This window comes from gamma proteobacterium symbiont of Lampromicra miyakona (genome assembly GCF_059730895.1).
The window spans coordinates 2809081-2824417 of the sequence record NZ_AP035932.1; the positions used below are offsets into that span (position 1 = coordinate 2809081).

At 56.2% G+C, this 15337-nt stretch carries 15 protein-coding genes; 6 read left to right on the plus strand and 9 right to left on the minus strand.

The window, feature by feature from the left end; all coding sequences use genetic code 11:
- Positions 1–13 precede the first annotated feature (13 nt).
- The 4 genes from AC6I8P_RS13120 to AC6I8P_RS13135 all read right to left on the minus strand — a co-directional run bounded on the left by AC6I8P_RS13120 (position 14) and on the right by AC6I8P_RS13135 (position 3524).
- Complete coding sequence (locus tag AC6I8P_RS13120) at positions 14–757, minus strand: type 2 GTP cyclohydrolase I (RefSeq protein ID WP_481657764.1); 744 nt, start codon at positions 755–757, stop codon at positions 14–16.
- Between the two features lie 18 nt (positions 758–775).
- Complete coding sequence (gene phrB, locus AC6I8P_RS13125) at positions 776–2203, minus strand: deoxyribodipyrimidine photo-lyase (RefSeq protein ID WP_481657765.1); 1428 nt, start codon at positions 2201–2203, stop codon at positions 776–778.
- A gap of 12 nt (positions 2204–2215) precedes the next feature.
- The gene (locus tag AC6I8P_RS13130; protein WP_058757888.1) at positions 2216–3172 is read right to left on the minus strand and encodes a YbgA family protein; all 957 of its coding nucleotides are present in this window, start codon (positions 3170–3172) and stop codon (positions 2216–2218) included.
- Positions 3173–3323: 151 nt separating this feature from the next.
- Positions 3324–3524 carry a YbfA family protein gene (locus AC6I8P_RS13135; protein WP_031279882.1) on the minus strand — a complete coding sequence of 67 codons (201 nt, stop codon included), beginning with the start codon at positions 3522–3524 and terminating at the stop codon, positions 3324–3326.
- 246 nt (positions 3525–3770) lie between these two features.
- On the opposite strand from AC6I8P_RS13135, the gene kdpE reads away from it, so the two are divergent.
- Positions 3771–4445, plus strand: a complete 675-nt coding sequence (gene kdpE / locus AC6I8P_RS13140) for a two-component system response regulator KdpE (RefSeq protein ID WP_021508554.1) — start codon at positions 3771–3773, stop codon at positions 4443–4445.
- A 42-nt stretch (positions 4446–4487) separates the two neighbouring features.
- Here the strand turns inward: kdpE and pgm are convergent, their stop codons facing one another.
- Together pgm and seqA are read right to left on the minus strand one after the other, a co-directional pair.
- Positions 4488–6128 (minus strand): phosphoglucomutase (alpha-D-glucose-1,6-bisphosphate-dependent), encoded by a 1641-nt coding sequence (pgm, locus tag AC6I8P_RS13145; RefSeq protein ID WP_021508555.1) that lies wholly within the window; start codon positions 6126–6128, stop codon positions 4488–4490.
- Positions 6129–6153: 25 nt separating this feature from the next.
- On the minus strand, positions 6154–6693 hold the full coding sequence (gene seqA / locus AC6I8P_RS13150) for a replication initiation negative regulator SeqA (RefSeq protein WP_010616121.1): 540 nt from the start codon (positions 6691–6693) through the stop codon (positions 6154–6156).
- A 248-nt stretch (positions 6694–6941) separates the two neighbouring features.
- On the opposite strand from seqA, the gene ybfF reads away from it, so the two are divergent.
- From ybfF to fur, 4 genes are all read left to right on the plus strand, one after another.
- Complete coding sequence (gene ybfF, locus AC6I8P_RS13155) at positions 6942–7706, plus strand: esterase (protein ID WP_150360921.1); 765 nt, start codon at positions 6942–6944, stop codon at positions 7704–7706.
- 169 nt (positions 7707–7875) lie between these two features.
- Entirely contained in the window at positions 7876–8151 is a 276-nt protein-coding gene (gene ybfE, locus AC6I8P_RS13160; RefSeq protein ID WP_010616122.1) for a LexA regulated protein, read from the plus strand.
- A gap of 137 nt (positions 8152–8288) precedes the next feature.
- The gene (gene fldA / locus AC6I8P_RS13165; RefSeq protein WP_021508557.1) at positions 8289–8819 is read left to right on the plus strand and encodes a flavodoxin FldA; all 531 of its coding nucleotides are present in this window, start codon (positions 8289–8291) and stop codon (positions 8817–8819) included.
- Between the two features lie 352 nt (positions 8820–9171).
- Entirely contained in the window at positions 9172–9621 is a 450-nt protein-coding gene (gene fur, locus AC6I8P_RS13170) for a ferric iron uptake transcriptional regulator (RefSeq protein ID WP_021508558.1), read from the plus strand.
- Positions 9622–9681: 60 nt separating this feature from the next.
- Here the strand turns inward: fur and AC6I8P_RS13175 are convergent, their stop codons facing one another.
- The 3 genes from AC6I8P_RS13175 to nagE form a co-directional block, all read right to left on the minus strand.
- Positions 9682–10077, minus strand: a complete 396-nt coding sequence (locus AC6I8P_RS13175; protein WP_498030659.1) for a hypothetical protein — start codon at positions 10075–10077, stop codon at positions 9682–9684.
- A 236-nt stretch (positions 10078–10313) separates the two neighbouring features.
- On the minus strand, positions 10314–11981 hold the full coding sequence (glnS, locus tag AC6I8P_RS13180) for a glutamine--tRNA ligase (protein ID WP_498030660.1): 1668 nt from the start codon (positions 11979–11981) through the stop codon (positions 10314–10316).
- Positions 11982–12132: 151 nt separating this feature from the next.
- Positions 12133–14166 carry an N-acetylglucosamine-specific PTS transporter subunit IIBC gene (gene nagE / locus AC6I8P_RS13185; RefSeq protein WP_481658081.1) on the minus strand — a complete coding sequence of 678 codons (2034 nt, stop codon included), beginning with the start codon at positions 14164–14166 and terminating at the stop codon, positions 12133–12135.
- A 343-nt stretch (positions 14167–14509) separates the two neighbouring features.
- Between nagE and nagB the strand changes: the two genes are divergently transcribed.
- Positions 14510–15310: a glucosamine-6-phosphate deaminase gene (gene nagB / locus AC6I8P_RS13190; RefSeq protein WP_031279884.1), complete on the plus strand. Its 801-nt coding sequence runs from the start codon at positions 14510–14512 to the stop codon at positions 15308–15310.
- The last annotated feature ends 27 nt before the right edge of the window (positions 15311–15337 follow it).

Genomic DNA, 15337 nt, shown 5'->3' on the forward strand with positions numbered 1-15337 from the left:
GTAAGCGAGGCGGTCAGGCAGGGTTGTCGATATCGATAAAGGTCACGTCCAGGCCGTGCTGGCTGGCAAGCCACTCACCGAGCGCTTTAATGCCGCCGCGTTCGGTGGCGTGATGGCCGGCAGCGAAGAAATGCAGGCCCTGCTCGCGCGCACTGTGGATGGTTTGCTCAGAGACTTCTCCGCTGATGAAGGCGTCGACGCCAAACGCGGCGGCCGCATCGATAAAGCCCTGACCGCCGCCGCTGCACCACGCCACCCGGCGAATCAGTGCCGGGGCGTTATCACCGCAGTGCAGCGGCTGACGGCCGAGGCGCGCCGCGATCTTTTCCGCCAGCGCCACACCGCTCAGCGGCTCGGCCAGCTCGCCCCAGGGCACCAGCGGCTGGATTTCACCTTTGACATCGATATCAAACAGCATGGCCAGCTGGGCGTTGTTGCCGAGCTGCGGATGAGCATCGAGCGGCAAATGCCAGCCGTACAGGTTGATGTCATTGGCCAGCAGCGTGCGCAGACGCTGTCGCTTCATACCTTTGATGACCGGCGCTTCGCTCTTCCAGAAATAGCCATGGTGCACCAGTATCGCATCGGCGTTACGTTTCACCGCTTCATCCAGCAGCGCCTGGCAGGCGGTCACGCCAGTGATCACGCGGCGCACCTGCTCACGCCCTTCAACCTGTAAACCGTTGGGCGCATAATCGCTGAAGGCGCTGGTGTTAAGTTGCTGATTGACGATCTGTTCTAACTCGAAATTGTTCATAACGGCTCCGTGACCGCCTCAGGCCGCGCTGCGCGCGCGCTCGAAGGCGTCTAATGTCTTTTTACGTGCCGCCTTATGTTCCACGATTGGCGCCGGATAATCGAGTTTCTTGTTGTTTTTCTCCGCCCAGACGTGCGGCTGGTGAATGTCGCTGTCCGGCACCGCGTTCAGCTCCGGCAGCCACTGACGGATAAAATCGCCCTGTTTATCAAAGCGCTCGCCCTGGGTCGTCGGGTTGAAGATGCGGAAGTAAGGCGCGGCGTCGGTGCCGGTTGACGCGGCCCACTGCCAGCCACCGTTGTTGGCCGCCAGATCGCCGTCGATCAGCTGCTGCATGAAATAACGTTCGCCTTCGCGCCAGTCAATCAGCAGATCCTTAACCAGAAAGCTGGCGGTGATCATGCGCAGCCGGTTGTGCATCCAGCCCAGCGTATTGAGCTGGCGCATCGCCGCATCAACGATTGGATAACCGGTTTTGCCCTGCTGCCAGGCGGCAAGGTGTTGCGCATTCTGTTGCCAGCTGACGTTGCGCGTCCAGTCGACAAACGGCTGATGCTTACACAGCGCCGGAAAGGCCACCATCAGGTGACGATAAAATTCGCGCCAGACCAGTTCATTCAGCCACACCAGCGCGCTGCCGTTGTTCAGCGCCTGCGGATGCTCCTTCAGAATGCGGTGCAGGCACTGACGCGGCGACAGCACGCCCGTGGCCAGATACGGAGACAGGCGGCTGGTGCCATCAATCGCCGGTATGTCGCGCTGCTGGTCATATTTTTCCACCCGCTGCTGGGCAAACTGGCGCAGCTGTTTAAGCGCTGCCTCTTCGCCCGGCGTAAACAACGTGTCGTCGAACGTTTCCTGCGGATAATCGAATGGCGGAATTTTTTTGCCCGCGGATATCGGCGCACCGGCGCGCGCTTTCGGCGCATGATGACACTCTGGCAGCCCCTGTTGCAGACGCCGGATAAACGCTTTGCTGAACGGCGTGAACACTTTGAACATGCTGTTGCTGCCGGTCTGTACGCTGCCCGGCGGTAACAGCAGGCTGTCATCGAATCCCTGGCACACCACGCCCTGCTGATCGAGCAGCTTCTCAGCCGCAGCATCGCGCTGACGCTCATTGATTTCATACTGATAGTTGTAAAACAGCGCATCCACCTTGTGCTGCTGGCAGAAGGTCGCCAGATAGTCGACCGACGCGGCGAAGTCATCGCACTGATGAAAGTGCAGCTTAATACCGCGTTCTGCCAGCGACTGCTGCAGCAGACACAGGTTTTGATGGATAAAAGCCGCCTGTTTGGGGGCCATGCTGTGTTGCTGCCACTGGCCGGGCGTGGCGATGAACAGCGCGAGCACCTCGGCCTGACTGTCGCGGCAGGCCGCGGCCAGTGCGCTGTTATCATTAATGCGCAAATCGTTACGCAGCCAGACTAAGTGAGTGCTCATAACGCTCCGTGTTTACTGGCCGTAGCGCAAACGCAGCGCTTCCGGGTAGGGATCGAAATAACGCTGCTGCGCCAGCCACGGGTGCGGGAACTCTGCCATGTAATGTTTCAGCATGGTGATGGGGGCCAGCAACGGCTGCACACCGCGACGGTAGCGGTCGATCAGCTGCGCCAGCTCCTGACGCTGCGGTGAACTCAGCTTCGGCCGGAAATAGCCCTGTACGTGCATCAGCACATTGGTGTGATTACGACGCGACGCCTGGTGCGACATCAGGTGCATCAGACGGTTACGGTATTCAAAGGCGTACGCATCCAGTGACTCCCACTGTTCCATCGCTGCGACAAACCGCCCCATTTCGCGGTACTCATCCTGCGCATGCGACAGCAGCAGTAATTTGTAGCGACTATGGAAGGCAATCAGCTTGTGGCGCGTCAGCCCGCTGCGCCACATTTCGTTGAACTCATGCAGCGCATAGACGCGCCCCATGAAGTTTTCGCGAATCGCATCATCGTGCAAGCGTCCATCCTCTTCCAGCGGCAGCCACGGCAGCTCTTTTTGCAGGAATGAGGTGAACACACCGGTGCCGGCTTTGCGATTGTTGTTAGTGTCAGGCTCGTAGACGCGCACGCGCTCCAGTCCGCAGCTCGGCGATTTGGCACACAGGATGTAGCCGCACAGATGGTGCAGCGATTTAACGCGCTCCGCAGACCAGCGGGCCATGTCGTCGGTCAGCTCTTCCCCGCCGTCTTTACTGAAACACAGGTGGATCTGATCGTCGCTCTGTTTGACCAGCCGCAGCGCCGGGCGCGGCGTCGGCAGACCGATGGCCATTTCCGGGCAGACAGGTTCGAAGCGCACAAATGGCGCGAGCTCGTCAGTTGCAAAGGCAAAACGCTTGTGGCCGCCATCGAATCGGACGCTATCCCCGAGCAGGCAGGCACTGATACCTACAGGAATTTTCTCGCTCATACTTGTACAACCTCCAAAATCTTGTAGAGGTTTAAGTGTAGCTGAAATGCCGCGAGATAACAGCGGGACAATGCGTTTGTCGCACCACTTTAAGATAAAAAAACCCGGTGCCTCGAGCGAGGTCACCGGGTTATCAGCGCGAAGCCGGGGGTTACCAGTAGATACCGCCTGCCGCTTCCGATTGCGCCAGCCAGACCGGTTTGGTGCTGGTTTTGCACCACATGCGGTGCAGATAACTGTAGAAGCGCGCGCGATCCTGGCGGAACAGCATCACTGGCAGCGCCAGTACGCCAATCAATACCACCAGCACACGGCGCAGCACAATTTTGGCGAGTGGATATGCCTGATACATCAATGCCTCCTCGTGGTAAATTTTGCTATGAAATGTGATCTGCCTCAGATATTACGCCTGATTGTGTAATTTTACTACTCATCCGACCACTATTTTGATCTTTTTTCAGTCATTTCCTGGCCGGGATGAAAGGAAGTTACATTTTTGTAAAATTTCGGATCACGGCGAGTTACTGAGATCGTGACGGACGCCGTCGCGGTTTATTGTTAAAGTAATGCGTTAACCTTATTTGCCGCAGGAGTCAGCGTGACGACCATCTTGATTGTCGAAGATGAAAAGGAGATTCGCCGTTTCGTGCGCCTGGCGCTGGAGAGCGAAGGCCTGAAGATTGTGGAAGCGGAGCAGCTGCAGCGCGGCCTGATTGAAGCGGCTACGCGCAAACCGGATTTGGTGATTCTCGATCTCGGTTTACCGGACGGCGATGGCAATGCCTTCATCCGCGAAGTGCGGCAGTGGAGCAGCATGCCGGTGATTGTGCTGTCAGCGCGCAGCGACGAGCAGGATAAAATAGAGGCGCTGGATGCCGGCGCTGACGACTATCTCACCAAGCCGTTTGGTATCGGCGAACTGCTGGCGCGCGTGCGCGTGGCACTGCGTCGTCATCAGCGCAGCCAGCCGGAACCGCTGGTGCAGTTTGGCGAAGTGAGCGTCGATCTCGCCGCGCGACGCGTGCTGCGCAGCGGCGAAGAGGTGCATCTGACGCCGACCGAATTTCGCCTGCTCAGCCTGCTGCTGAATAACGCCGGCAAAGTGCTGACCCAGCGCCAGTTGCTTAACCAGGTGTGGGGGCCCAACGCCGTGGAACACAGCCATTATCTGCGCATCTATATGGGACACCTGCGGCAAAAGCTGGAAGCCAACCCCACCCAGCCAACGCACCTGCTGACAGAAACCGGCATCGGCTATCGCTTCATGCCATAAAAAAAGGCCGCAAACGCGGCCTTCTTCATGCAGGATGCCCTGTCAGGCGTTTTTCAGCACTTCGCTGACAATTTCTACCGCTTCTTTCTCGATCTGCTGGCGATGCTCAGCGCCGAGGAAGCTTTCACAATAGATTTTGTAGGCGTCTTCCGTGCCGGATGGACGTGCCGCGAACCAGCCGTTTTCAGTCATCACTTTCAGACCACCAATCGAGGCGCCGTTGCCCGGTGCCGCGGTCAGACGTGCGGTGATCGGGTCGCCCGCCAGCGTATCGGCGCTGACCATTTCAGGTGACAGCTTCGACAGTGCCGCTTTCTGCGCAGAAGTGGCAGGTGCCTGCAGACGGTTGTAGCTTGGCGCACCAAAACGCGCGGCCAGCTCATCATAGTGCTGCTGCGGGTTCTTACCGGTAACCGCAGTGATTTCCGCCGCCAGCAGACACAGGATGATGCCGTCTTTGTCTGTTGACCAGGCGGAGCCGTCGAAACGCAGGAACGAGGCGCCGGCGCTCTCTTCGCCGCCAAAGCCAAAGCTGCCGTCGAACAGACCATCCACGAACCATTTGAAGCCGACCGGGACTTCCACCAGCTTGCGACCAATGTCGTTCACCACGCGGTCAATCATCGCGCTGGAAACCAGCGTTTTACCAACGGCCACCTCTTTGCCCCACTGCGGACGGTGCTGGAACAGGTAGTTGATCGCTACCGCCAGATAGTGGTTCGGGTTCATCAGACCGGCGGGCGTGACGATGCCGTGACGGTCGTAATCCGGATCGTTACCGAAGGCCAGATCGAACTTATCTTTATACGCCAGCAGACCGGCCATCGCGCACTCGGACGAACAGTCCATGCGCACCACGCCATCTTTATCCAGATGCATGAAGCGGAACGTCTGGTCGATGGCATCATTGACGATGGTCAGATCCAGCTGGTAGTGCTCAGCAATGCGCTGCCAGTAGGCCATGCCGGAACCGCCGAGCGGATCGACACCGATTTTCAGGCCGGCTTTCTGGATTGCCGGGAAGTCAATCACCTGCGCCAGACCTTCAACGTATGGCTGGATCAGATCCTGCTCAACGATGTGGCCACTGGCCCACGCCTGATCCAGCGCCAGACGCTTAACCTCTTTCAGCTCACCTTTGATCAGCTGATTCGCGCGATCTTCCACCACTTTGGTGACGTTGGTGTCAGCCGGTCCACCGTTCGGCGGATTGTACTTGATGCCACCGTCTTCCGGCGGGTTGTGCGACGGGGTAATCACGATACCGTCCGCCTGCGCGCCGCCGCGCTTGTTGTGCTCCAGAATGGCGTTGGAGATCGCCGGCGTCGGCGTATAGCCGTTGTCCTGCTGCACAATCACATCAACGCCGTTAGCGGCCAGCACTTCCAGCACTGACAGGATCGCCGGCTCAGACAGCGCATGGGTGTCTTTACCTACGTAGCACGGGCCGGTGATGCCGTTCTTTTTACGCTCTTCAGCGATCGCCTGCGCAATCGCCAGAATGTGTACTTCGTTGAAGCTATGACGTCCCGCGCTGCCGCGGTGGCCGGAGGTGCCAAATTTCACCGCATGGTCCGGGTTCGCCGCATCCGGCTTCAGGACGTAGTACTGCGAGGTTAATTGTGCAACGTTAATCAAATCGCTCTGCTGGGCAGGTTGCCCGGCACGGGGGTGATTGGCCATTGGCGCTTCTCCCTGACGCTTCGGTTTAAATGGTGCCGCAAACTTTCTCTGCCAGTTCCTGCGGGAACTGCATGGCGAGCATGATGTGTTCCACCATGCTGCATTTACGACCTGTATTGGTATTGGTGATCACCCAGTACGGCGTGCCGGGCACGTGCTTCGGCTTAGTATGGGTGCCATTTTGCAACAGCGTGTGCTCATCACCCGCGAAGTAAACGCGGGTGCGGCCCTGCAGTGAAGCAGTGGCATCAGCAAAGGCTGCCGGATCAAGACGATAAAGCGTTGACAGGATCAGCATGAAGCGATTAACCGCTTTCTTCTGCTCCGCATACTCGTCAGACAGCAGCAGCTCGCGTACGGCGCGCACGCGATCCTGAGGTCGCGCTTCGCTGCGTGCAGCCGGTGCTTCTTTTACCGCCGCATTCGCCGCTGGCGCAGCGGATGCGCTCTGGCCGGCAGTGAATTTCAGCATACGGCGCAAAATGTCCGAGGCGCTTTCACCAATATGCTGGGTGTGGCTGGCAATATAACGGTAGAGTTCTTCGTCAACTTCAATCGTTTTCATCTTTTTCCGTGCGATTCTGGCAAATGGCAGAACCACGCTACTTTGCAAAGGCCTTAACAAAATCCGGTCGTGCAAAATGTGAGCGGGCTCTAACATAAGGATTATAAAGTTAAATCCGCGACAGCCGGTAGCGCTGGCATCGTTTACGGGCAAAAGTCGGAATATGCCCTAATGCCTGACCGCCTGGCGCCGGGACAGGTGAATCCATGATACCCTAAGCCCAGGTCTCAACCGAAAGAACTTTAGCCATGATTTTGAACGCCCGTCTGCAAACTGAACAATCTGCCCCTGATGCCCAGCCCATTCTGTTAATTCATGGCCTGTTTGGTAGCCTGGATAACCTCGGCGTACTGGCGCGCGGCGTGCGCGATGCACGGCCCACGCTGCAGGTGGATGTCCGTAACCACGGCCTGTCACCGCGCAGCGAAGAGATGCACTACGCTGCGCTGGCGCAGGATATGGTTGACACGCTGGATGCGCACCACATCGAACGGGTCGATGTTATCGGCCACTCAATGGGCGGCAAAATTGCCATGGCGCTGAGCGCCGTTGCGCCCGAACGGATTGGCAAAATGGTGCTGATTGATATCGCGCCGGTGGATTACCAGACGCGACGCCACGATGAGATCTTCGCGGCGATCCGTGCGGTCAGCGCAGCTGGTGTCACGCGCCGCAGCGCTGCGGCCGACGTGATGCGTGAGCACGTGCGCGAAGAAGGCGTGATTCAGTTCATTCTGAAATCTTTCTATGAAGGCGAATGGCGCTTCAACGTGCCGGTGTTATGGGACAATTATCCGGTGCTCTCCGGCTGGCAGGAGGTGCCCGCGTGGCCTCATCCGGCGCTGTTTATTCGCGGCGGTGATTCACCCTATCTGGACAATCAGCACCGTGATGCGCTGCTGCGCCAGTTCCCGCAGGCGCAGGCGCACATTATCAGCGGTGCCGGCCACTGGGTGCATGCCGAAAAACCCGATGCCGTACTGCGCGCGGTGCGCCGCTTTTTTAACCTGTAAAAGCAAAAGCTTGCTACGGGCGGTTTAGGGTTGGCGTCGCGCCGGGCGCTGGAGTATGATGTCGCGCTAAAAATTTGCCGCGGATGCTTTTTTCGCCGCGGTCGGGCCGATAAATGTTTAAATCGCGCAGCGCCTTTCCGCCGTTCGCGCCCACGCAGTTTCACAAACCATGGCAAAAGAACAGACAGATCGTACCACGCTCGATCTCTTCGCAGACGAGCGGCGTCCCGGTCGCCCTAAAACCAGTCCGCTGTCGCGTGATGAGCAGCTGCGCATTAATAAGCGCAACCAGCTGAAGCGCGACCGGGTGCGCGGCCTGCGCCGCGTTGAGCTGAAAATGTCCAGCGAAGCGGTCGACGCGCTTAATACGCTGGCCGAGCAGCAGAACATCAGCCGCAGTGAACTGATTGAACAAATGCTGCTGGCGCAGCTCAAACTGGCGTAACGTGCGCAGACAGCACGCTGGAACACAAAGTCAGCGCTTTACACATTCCGCGCTTTTCGCCGGTCTGCTATCATTCGCATAACTGTGTCGTCTTCTGACTTACTTTCACAATCAGGATTTAAGAGGTTACTCACTCCATGGCAATCGTAGGCATTTTCTTCGGCAGCGATACCGGCAACACTGAAAACATTGCAAAAATGATCCAGAAACAACTGGGTAAAGATGTCGCCGAAGTGCATGACATTGCTAAGAGCACCAAAGAAGATCTCGAAGCATTCGATATTCTGCTGCTGGGTATTCCGACCTGGTACTACGGTGAAGCCCAGTGCGACTGGGATGACTTCTTCCCGACGCTGGAAGAGATTGATTTCAACGGTAAGCTGGTAGCGCTGTTTGGCTGCGGCGATCAGGAAGATTATGCCGAGTACTTCTGTGACGCGATGGGCACCATTCGCGACATCATTGAGCCAAACGGCGCAGTGATTGTGGGCCACTGGCCAACCGAAGGTTACCACTTCGAAGCCTCTAAAGGTCTGGCAGACGACAAACACTTCCTTGGCCTCGCCATCGATGAAGATCGTCAGCCTGAACTGACTAACGAGCGCGTCGACAAATGGGTTAAGCAGATCTTTGACGAGCTACAGCTGCAGGCGATCATCGAAGCCTGATGCTTTCCTGTCCGATGTGGGCGCTGGCTCACATCGGGCAATGGAATTACCTATAAAAATAATAGCTACGGTTTTTTAACTTTTTCCCTCAATTCTGTAGAATACCCGCAACGGTCATCTGCTTATTCCTCGGGCATCAGACTGAGACTGCGCGAAAAGGAACATCGATCTGCACGATCCCGCTGAGGTTCACGACATTTCTCCTTACAGCATCCGGGGAATTGTCCGCCGCAGCCGGTTTTCATTTCGCAGGCTGAGCTCTATAATGAGACGCAAATGAGAATGCGCGTTGACCACACATTCAAGGCCTTTGCGCCGTAAGTGACTAGCAAAGTAACAGGACAATATCCGCATGACTGACAACAACTCCGCATTGAAAAAGGCTGGCCTGAAAGTCACGCTGCCCAGACTGAAGATTCTGGAAGTGCTTCAGGGACCCGGACCCGAGTCCCATCATGTCAGTGCGGAAGATTTGTACAAACGCCTGATCGACATGGGCGAAGAGATTGGTCTGGCGACGGTATACCGTGTTCTGAACCAGTTTGACGACGCCGGCATCGTGACGCGTCATAACTTCGAAGGCGGTAAATCCGTGTTCGAACTGACCCAGCAGCATCACCACGATCACCTGATTTGCCTCGACTGCGGCAAAGTGATCGAGTTCAGCGATGAGTCGATCGAAACGCGTCAGCGTGAAATTGCTACGCGTCACGGTATCAAACTCAGCAACCACAGCCTGTACCTGTACGGCCACTGTGCGCTGGGAGACTGCCGCGAAGACGAGACGCTCCACGATCAGTAATTGAATATGCTATGCAGTATAAAAAAACCGGTGCAGGCACCGGTTTTTTTATGGTTGCGTTCAGGCGATCAGCGTTTCCTGCAAATAGCGCCAGCGCGGGATCTGCGTGCTGCAGTCCAGCACCGCCACCGAAATGCGGGTCTGATTATTGCCGTTCAGCATTTGCAGTTCGTGATACTGAATGGTCACTTCCTGCTGCTGCTGGGAAATGATGGCATGCTCACTGGTGGCGATTCGCATCCCTTCCCGCTGCCCGTGCAGTTTGCGAAACAGGGTTTCAGTGTCATTGAGATCGAGCTGTTTGCCTTGCGGCGTCACCATTTTGAAGTCGGGATGAAAGTGCGACAGCAGCAGGTCCATACTGTCATCGCTGCCTTCGGCCTGATTAAAAATACGTTCGATAAGCTGATGTAAAACCACCACGCTATGTTTGGCTTCCAGAGCGAGACTTGTCATTTTTCTTCCTTCGCTAACCCGCACAGCAACATTTAAGAGCGCATAGCCTACCTGAAAATAACGATTTCACACGGGTAAATTAGTTAATTTTATTAAAGTCAGATTAGTCGTAATCGCGCGTGATTACTGTTTTTTGTCTGGTTCAGCATAATCGATTCCCGTTTGCAGATAACGGGCAATAAAAAAGGGCGATTGCTCGCCCTTTGCTGATCATATCGTGCTATCAAGCAGTAAAATTATTCGCCGATTTTTGCCCAGGTATCACGCAAACCCACGGTGCGGTTGAACACCAGTTTCGACGGCTGCGAGTACACGCTGTCAGCGCAGAAGTAACCTTCGCGCTCAAACTGATATGGCGCCAGCGCGCTGGCGGCACGCAGACCCGGCTCAACGAAGCCCTGTTTGATCTCCAGCGAGTTCGGATTGATGGTGGTGAGGAAATCCTCGGCCGCGCCCGGGTTTGGCACGCTGAACAGACGATCGTACAGGCGGAATTCGGCAGGCAGCGCGTGAATCGCCGATACCCAATGGATAACGCCTTTCACCTTACGGCCATCGGCCGGATCTTTGCTCAGGGTGTCGACATCGCAGGTAGCGTAGATGCAGGTGATGTTGCCGGCTTCATCTTTCGCCACGCGCTCGGCACGAATGACATAAGCGTTGCGCAGACGAACTTCTTTACCCAGCACCAGACGTTTGTACTGCTTGTTGGCCTCTTCACGGAAGTCGGCGCGATCGATCCACACCTCACGGCTGAACGGCACCTCACGCGTGCCCATCTCCAGTTTGTTCGGGTGGTTCGGCATGCTGATGATTTCTTCATGCCCGGCCGGCAGGTTCTCGATCACCACTTTCAGCGGATCCAGCACCGCCATAGCGCGCGGCGCGTTCTCGTTGAGGTCGTCACGAATGCACGACTCCAGCGACGCCATCTCAACAATGTTGTCCTGCTTGGTCACACCGATACGGCGGCAGAATTCGCGGATTGACGCCGCGCTATAGCCACGACGGCGCAGACCGGATACGGTCAGCATGCGCGGATCGTCCCAGCCTTCAACAATCTTCTCGCTCACCAGCTGCGTCAGCTTACGCTTCGACATCACCGCATATTCCAGATTCAGGCGCGAAAACTCGTACTGACGCGGATGCACCGGAATGGTGATGTTATCCAGCACCCAGTCGTAGAGACGACGGTTGTCCTGGAACTCCAGCGTACACAGGGAATGGGTGATGCCTTCCAGCGCATCGGAGATGCAGTGGGTAAAGTCGTACATCGGATAGATGCACCACTTGTTGCCAGTCTGGTGGTGTTCGGCATATTTAATGCGGTACAGCACCGGATCGCGCATCACAATAAAGCTGGATGCCATGTCGATTTTGGCACGCAGGCAGGCTTTGCCCTCTTCGAAGCCGCCATCACGCATCTTCTGGAACAGCGCCAGGTTCTCTTCCACGCTGCGATCGCGATACGGGCTGTTTTTGCCCGGCGCGGTTAGCGTGCCGCGGTATTCACGGATTTGCTCTGGCGACAGCTCGTCAACGTAGGCCAGGCCTTTGTTGATCAGCTCAACCGCGTAGTTAAACAGTTGGTCAAAGTAGTCAGAGGAGTAACGAATGTTGCCGCTCCACTCAAAGCCCAGCCATTGCACATCATTCTTGATCGATTTAACGAACTCCATATCCTCTTTGACCGGATTGGTGTCGTCGAAACGCAGGTTGCACTGCCCCTGGTAATCTTGTGCGATACCAAAGTTCAGGCAGATCGATTTTGCATGGCCAATATGCAGGTAACCATTGGGCTCAGGCGGGAAACGGGTATGCACACTGTTGTGCTTACCGCTCGCCAAATCTTCGTCGATGATCTGACGAATAAAGTTCGTTGGGCGGGCTTCAGCCTCACTCATCTCAAAATCCTCAAAACAATAGCGGGTGATTTGTACCACGAAGTAACGGAGTATGATCCACAAAGCGCTGAAGGGAAACAACCGTTTGTTGGTCGTTTTAAAACAAAAAAGGCAGGAATTGCTTCCTGCCTTCAGTGACGATCAAAACGTGTTAATTTTTCACTTCATACAGCGGCGTAACGCCTGCTACCACGGTACCGCCTGCCAGCAGATTCAGACCAGCGAAATCATCGCTGTTGCTGACCACCACCGGGCTGATCATCGAACGCGCATTGGCGTTGAGGAAGTCCAGATCCATTTCGAGGATCGGCTGGCCCGCTGTGACGGTTGCGCCCTCTTCCACCAGACGGGTAAACCCTTTACCTTCCAGCGCGACGGTATCGAGACCCATGTGCACGACAATCTCGACGCCATTTTCGGCTTCAAGGCAGAATGCATGGTTGGTGTTGAAGATTTTCACCACGGTGCCCGCCACCGGCGCGACGACAGTTTTATCGCTCGGTTTGATCGCCAGACCATCGCCTACCGCTTTGCTGGCGAAAGCTTCATCCGGCACGTTTTCCAGCGCTACCACTTCGCCACTGACCGGTGCCAGCAGCGTTGCAATCACCTTTTTCTCGCTGTTGCGCACGGCCTGGGGCTGAGCAGCCGCAGGCGCGGCGGTGGTTGCCGCAGCAGGTGCCGCTGCGCCGGCCACCGGGCCTTTGCTCAGTACGGTTTTCATCGCGGTCGCAATGTTTTCGGCCTGCGTACCAACAATGATCTGCACGCTCTGCTTGTTAAGGCGGATCACGCCAGAAGCACCGAGGCGTTTAGCCACGCTTTCATTCACCTGCGCAGAGTCTTTCACATTCAGACGCAGACGGGTAATGCAGGCATCAATGTTAGTCAGGTTGTCAGAACCGCCCACCGCGCCGATGTAGCGACGTGCCAGAGATTCGGTTTCGCTCTCACCGTTGCTGCTGTGATCAACGTTGACGTCGTAGCCGTCTGTCTCATCACCGGCAGCCAGCTCGCGGCCCGGCGTCAGCAGGTTAAATTTCTGAATGGTGAAGCGGAACACCACATAGTAGATGACGAAGAACACCAGACCCTGCGGGATCAGCATCCACCAGTGCACCGCCAGCGGGTTACGCGTCGATAGCACCATATCCACCAGACCGGCACTGAAACCGAAACCGGCAATCCAGTGCATGCTGGCAGCGATGAAGACCGAAATACCGGTCAGCACGGCGTGGATGACATACAGCACTGGCGCCACGAACATGAAGGAGAATTCCAGTGGCTCGGTGATGCCGGTGAAGAAGGCGGCGAATGCCGCTGCCAGCATGATACCGCCGACTTTAGCGCGGTTTTCCGGGCGTGAGCAGTGATAGATTGCCAGCGCCGCACCCGGCAGGCCGAACATCATGATCGGGAAGAAGCCCGCCTGATAGCGACCGGTGATACCCGGGATGCCGGTACCGTTGGCGATAGACTGCGCGCCGCCCAGGAATTTCGGAATGTCGTTGATACCCGCCACGTCGAACCAGAACACCGAGTTCAGCGCGTGGTGCAGGCCAACCGGAATCAGCAGACGGTTAAAGAAGGCGTACACGCCCGCACCGACCGAGCCCAGTTTCTGGATGTGCTCACCAAAACTCACCAGACCGCCGAAAATGATCGGCCAGACGTACATCAGGATAAAGGCGACCACAATCATCAGGAAGGAGACCAGGATCGGCACCAGACGGCGACCGCTGAAGAACGACAGCGCCTTAGGCAGCTCAACGTGGCTGAAGCGGTTATAAACTTCCGCCGAGAGAATGCCCACCAGGATGCCGACAAACTGGTTGTTGATTTTACCGAAGGCGGCAGGAACCTGCTCCACCGGCATTTTCTGAATCATGGCCACCGCGGCGGGTGAACACAGGGTAGTAACCACGAGGAAACCTACAAAGCCGGTTAATGCCGCTGCACCGTCTTTATCTTTTGACATGCCGTAAGCCACACCGATGGCGAACAGCACGGACATGTTGTCGATGATGGCAGAACCCGATTTGATCAGCAGTGCTGCCAGCGCATTGCCTGCGCCCCAGCTGTCCGGATCGATCCAGTAACCTACCCCCATCAGGATTGCCGCTGCCGGCAGGGTCGCTACCGGCACCATAAGCGCGCGGCCGACCTTTTGCAGATATCCTAAAATACTCACCTTATTCTCCCCCTATGAGACTGGCGTTTTGCCGTGATGCGGGTTGATTTTATTATCCCGTCACCCGGTACCTTGATGACACACTTCACCACGAGGCGCAGTGTAAAGATAAATTAATTCGCCTCGCAAATTAAAACCAGTGTAACTGTGACTTTAATCACCAAAATGGACGTTTTTCACTGCGAAATGCTAGCCAACACCACAAACTTATTTTATGATGAAAAATATCAGGTCGCACTTTTCCAACGCCGCGAGCGCGCAAACGGGTTACCCTATAAGCAGCCAGCTGCAGCAGTAAACGCGACCCTAACTTTCCAATCTTAACTGAGGTGAAGACATGAGACTGATCCCTTTGGCCACACCTACCCAGGTGGGTAAATGGGCTGCACGCCATATCGTTAATCGCATCAATGCCTTTAAACCCAGCGCAGACCGTCCCTTTGTGCTGGGACTGCCAACGGGCGGTACGCCGCTGGAAGCCTACAAGCACCTGATCGAGATGCATAAAGCGGGCCAGGTTAGTTTCAAACACGTGATCACCTTCAATATGGATGAGTATGTCGGTCTGCCGAAAGAGCATCCGGAAAGCTATCACAGCTTTATGTACCGTAACTTTTTCGATCACGTTGATATTCAACCAGAAAATATCAATCTTCTGAATGGCAATGCCGAAGATATTGACGCAGAATGTCGCCAATACGAAGAGAAGATCCGCGCACTGGGTAAAATCCACCTGTTTATGGGCGGCGTCGGCAACGATGGCCACATTGCGTTCAACGAGCCGGCTTCTTCGCTCTCTTCCCGCACCCGCATTAAAACCCTGACGCACGACACCCGTGTGGCGAACTCGCGTTTCTTCGACGGCGATGTTGATCAGGTGCCTAAATATGCCCTGACCGTGGGCGTCGGCACGCTGCTGGATGCGGAAGAAGTGATGATTCTGGTGACCGGCCACGTCAAAGCCCAGGCGCTGCAGGCGGCGGTAGAAGGTAACGTCAACCACATGTGGACCATCAGCTGCCTGCAGCTGCACCCGAAAGCGGTGGTGGTGTGTGATGAGCCAGCCACCATGGAACTGAAAGTGAAAACCGTGAAATATTTCCGCGAAATGGAAGCGGAAAATATGAAGGGTGTGTAACAACACGTTGTAGAAAGCCTGCTGTTA

What these genes read in the sequence shown, in the direction of transcription:
- AC6I8P_RS13120 (WP_481657764.1), bottom strand. Translation starts at nt 757, where the DNA reads ATGAACAATTTCGAGTTAGAACAGATCGTCAATCAGCAACTTAACACC.
- phrB (WP_481657765.1), bottom strand. Translation starts at nt 2,203, where the DNA reads ATGAGCACTCACTTAGTCTGGCTGCGTAACGATTTGCGCATTAATGAT.
- AC6I8P_RS13130 (WP_058757888.1), bottom strand. Translation starts at nt 3,172, where the DNA reads ATGAGCGAGAAAATTCCTGTAGGTATCAGTGCCTGCCTGCTCGGGGAT.
- AC6I8P_RS13135 (WP_031279882.1), bottom strand. Translation starts at nt 3,524, where the DNA reads ATGTATCAGGCATATCCACTCGCCAAAATTGTGCTGCGCCGTGTGCTG.
- pgm (WP_021508555.1), bottom strand. Translation starts at nt 6,128, where the DNA reads ATGGCCAATCACCCCCGTGCCGGGCAACCTGCCCAGCAGAGCGATTTG.
- seqA (WP_010616121.1), bottom strand. Translation starts at nt 6,693, where the DNA reads ATGAAAACGATTGAAGTTGACGAAGAACTCTACCGTTATATTGCCAGC.
- ybfF (WP_150360921.1), top strand. Translation starts at nt 6,942, where the DNA reads ATGATTTTGAACGCCCGTCTGCAAACTGAACAATCTGCCCCTGATGCC.
- ybfE (WP_010616122.1), top strand. Translation starts at nt 7,876, where the DNA reads ATGGCAAAAGAACAGACAGATCGTACCACGCTCGATCTCTTCGCAGAC.
- fldA (WP_021508557.1), top strand. Translation starts at nt 8,289, where the DNA reads ATGGCAATCGTAGGCATTTTCTTCGGCAGCGATACCGGCAACACTGAA.
- fur (WP_021508558.1), top strand. Translation starts at nt 9,172, where the DNA reads ATGACTGACAACAACTCCGCATTGAAAAAGGCTGGCCTGAAAGTCACG.
- AC6I8P_RS13175 (WP_498030659.1), bottom strand. Translation starts at nt 10,077, where the DNA reads ATGACAAGTCTCGCTCTGGAAGCCAAACATAGCGTGGTGGTTTTACAT.
- glnS (WP_498030660.1), bottom strand. Translation starts at nt 11,981, where the DNA reads ATGAGTGAGGCTGAAGCCCGCCCAACGAACTTTATTCGTCAGATCATC.
- nagB (WP_031279884.1), top strand. Translation starts at nt 14,510, where the DNA reads ATGAGACTGATCCCTTTGGCCACACCTACCCAGGTGGGTAAATGGGCT.